The organism is Bradyrhizobium sp. 31Argb (assembly GCF_043638955.1).
Lineage (GTDB): Bacteria > Pseudomonadota > Alphaproteobacteria > Rhizobiales > Xanthobacteraceae > Bradyrhizobium.
Genome location: NZ_JBEGDB010000498.1, coordinates 1 through 2768 on the forward strand (window position 1 = coordinate 1; position 2768 = coordinate 2768).

Annotated in this window: 3 protein-coding genes; all 3 read left to right on the forward strand. The window is 64.2% G+C overall.

Annotated elements, in window-relative coordinates; translation table 11 throughout:
- The first annotated feature begins 296 nt into the window (after positions 1 to 296).
- The 3 genes from htpX (at position 297) to AAFX91_RS40600 (ending at position 2307) form a co-directional block, all read left to right on the forward strand.
- Positions 297 to 1229, forward strand: a complete 933-nt coding sequence (gene htpX / locus AAFX91_RS40590; protein WP_394570231.1) for a zinc metalloprotease HtpX — start codon at positions 297 to 299, stop codon at positions 1227 to 1229.
- A gap of 48 nt (positions 1230 to 1277) precedes the next feature.
- A complete protein-coding gene (locus AAFX91_RS40595) occupies positions 1278 to 1478 on the forward strand; it encodes a DUF2905 domain-containing protein (RefSeq protein WP_130576846.1) in 201 nt (66 codons plus the stop codon).
- 133 nt (positions 1479 to 1611) lie between these two features.
- Positions 1612 to 2307 carry a hypothetical protein gene (locus AAFX91_RS40600; protein WP_394570232.1) on the forward strand — a complete coding sequence of 232 codons (696 nt, stop codon included), beginning with the start codon at positions 1612 to 1614 and terminating at the stop codon, positions 2305 to 2307.
- Positions 2308 to 2768 lie beyond the last annotated feature (461 nt).

Below are 2768 nucleotides of genomic sequence, written 5' to 3' on the forward strand. Positions count from 1 at the left end.
CCTCGTTTGAGATTTCGACAACCTCATTCTGGCACAACTGATGCCGTAGGGGGCCGTCCACCCCATCAACCACAGGAAACTGTTGTGGCGCGAGCAAGTGGTTGCAGCGGAGCACATCACAAAGTCCGGTGGTTATGAGTCCCGGCTTTCGCCGGGACGACGTGGGAGGGAGCCAGCGTATTTTCGCCCGCGTCGCCCCGACGCACCTTTCGCCACTTGCGCTGCCCATAGGCAAATCCCTACCTAAGCTGCGCCTGCAACAGTGGTTTTTCCGCAACGACGCAGGGGAAACGGCGATGAATTATTTCAAGACAGCCCTTCTGCTGGCCGGCCTCACCGCCCTGTTCATGGGGATCGGCTATCTCATCGGCGGCGCCAGCGGCGCGATGATCGCGCTGGTGGTTGCGGCCGCCACGAACCTGTTCACCTACTGGAATTCCGACCGCATGGTGCTCCGCATGTACGGCGCCCATGAGGTCGATGCGCGCACCGCGCCCGAACTCGTTGGCCTCGTCGCCGAGCTCGCGAGCCGCGCCGGCCTGCCGATGCCGCGCGTGTTCGTGATGGACGAGGCGCAGCCCAACGCGTTTGCCACCGGCCGCAATCCGCAGAATGCCGCGGTCGCCGTCACCGCCGGCATCATGCAGCAGCTCAGCCGCGAGGAGCTCGCCGGCGTGATTGCGCATGAGCTCGCGCATATCAAGAACCACGACACGCTGTTGATGACGATCACCGCCACCATCGCCGGCGCGATCTCGATGCTGGCGCAATTCGGCATGTTCTTCGGCGGCCACCGTAACAGCAACAGCGGTCCGGGCATCGTCGGTTCGATCGCGCTGATGATCCTGGGGCCGCTGGGCGCCATGCTGGTGCAGACGGCGATCAGCCGCACCCGGGAATATGCCGCCGACAATCTCGGCGCGCGTATCGTCGGCCAGCCGATGTGGCTCGCGTCCGCGCTGATGAAGATCGAGAATGCCGCGCACCAGGTGCCGAACTTTGAGGCCGAGCGCAATCCCGCGACCGCCCATATGTTCATCATCAATCCGTTGTCGGGCCATGGCGTCGACAATCTCTTCTCCACCCACCCGTCGACCGAGAACCGCATCGCAGCGCTGCAGCAGCTCGCTGCCGAGCTCGGCGCCAGTGGTGCACCTTCCGCCGGAACGCGCTATCCTTCAGGCAGCCCATGGGGCGGCACGACCACCTCGCGCGGACCGTGGGGTTAAGCGATATTCGTGGGGCGGATAAAGCGCCCCACGAATTGGAGGTGCCGGATGCAGCGCACGCTGATCATCCTCGGACTGCTCCTCCTCGCCGCTGGTCTGCTCTGGCCGGTGATCGGCAAGCTCGGGCTTGGCCGCCTGCCTGGTGACATCCATGTCGAGGGATCAAATTATTCGTTCTATGTCCCACTGATGACGTCGCTATTGCTCAGCGTCGTGCTGAGCGTGATCATCTGGCTCGTCAACCGCTAGGAGAGCGGGGGTTCCGCCGGAATCCCGCCGGCGCCGTCCCGCCCTTGCCGAAAAATACGGCGGATTGGCGCAGTGCAATCGGCCGCGCTGGTGCTACACTCGCAAAACGAGAGGATCACGCCGGAAACAAGCAATGGCCTTGTTTGGTTGGGGCAGAGAGGTTCCGTCAGAAGAGGTCCTGGATGCCAGGGCCGGCGCGGATGCCTTGTTGCAGGCGCTGGACAAGGTCGTCGCGACATATCTCGAAAAGGCCGATCACGGCGATCTCGTCTATCCCGCCTGCAAGCGCAAATCGAATGATGCGAGCGCCAGCCCGCGCGAAATCTGGCGCCACACACGGCTGGAAGGGATGCGCTATCTGACCATGATCCCGGGACGCGACTCCGCGCTTCTGACGGAGCCGTCGCGCCAGGCTGAGCTGATCGACGGCTTCCTGCGCCAGCAGCCGCACGAGGACACGGTGATCGATTTCACCGGACGCGCCGTCGACGACGTCGCGATCGCCATCATCGCCGGGCTGAACTGGCTGAACCATTGCGCGCTGCTCGCCAAGGTCGATCGCGCGAAGGCGTCAGGCACCTTGCGCAATTTCCGCAGGGTCGTGACGGTCGCTCAGCAATGGTGGGGCATGGAGGGCGCGGAGGCCCGCTGCAGGAACATGCAGCAGGCGCGCGAACTGCCGCCGCTGATGCTCAATCTGGTCTGGCTCGAATGCACCCACCTCGCCAAGGACATCACCGCCGCCGCGGTGTTTGGTGCGTCCGGTGAAGCAAGCGATGCATCGACGCGCTTCCAGGCCGCACTCGATCCGGATGAACCGGCCGCGTGAGGCGCGCATTGCGCGAGCTTGCAACAACCTCCGTCGTCATTCCGGGGCGCGCGCAGCGCGAGCCCGGAATCCATCGGGCCGCATGCGCAGGTGGAGAAATGGATTCCGGGCTCGATGCTGGCGCATCGCCCCGGAATGACTGAGCGACGCGTGGCGCAATCCTCTCCTCCGTCATGGCCGGGCTTGACCCGGCCATCCACGTTGTCCCGGGCGCGAAGGACGTGGATGCCCGGGACCCGGCTACGCCGAGGCTTCGCCGGGCACTCTAATCTCAGTCCGGCAAAGCGATAGCGAAGACGGGCAAGCCCGGGCATGACGGCGTCGTATCATTCGCGCGATTTTCCTTAAGCCAATCAACGTGATTTGGCTCGTCCAGCCCTCACACAAAAAACATTCCGCTTTCGCCGTCGGGCAAATCAGTGATTTAACTCCGCGCGTCTCACGGCGGATGAGGGGCGGCT

Bases quoted from the DNA above. Each gene is read 5' to 3' on its own strand.
- htpX (WP_394570231.1), top strand. From the start codon at position 297: ATGAATTATTTCAAGACAGCCCTTCTGCTGGCCGGCCTCACCGCCCTG.
- AAFX91_RS40595 (WP_130576846.1), top strand. From the start codon at position 1,278: ATGCAGCGCACGCTGATCATCCTCGGACTGCTCCTCCTCGCCGCTGGT.
- AAFX91_RS40600 (WP_394570232.1), top strand. From the start codon at position 1,612: ATGGCCTTGTTTGGTTGGGGCAGAGAGGTTCCGTCAGAAGAGGTCCTG.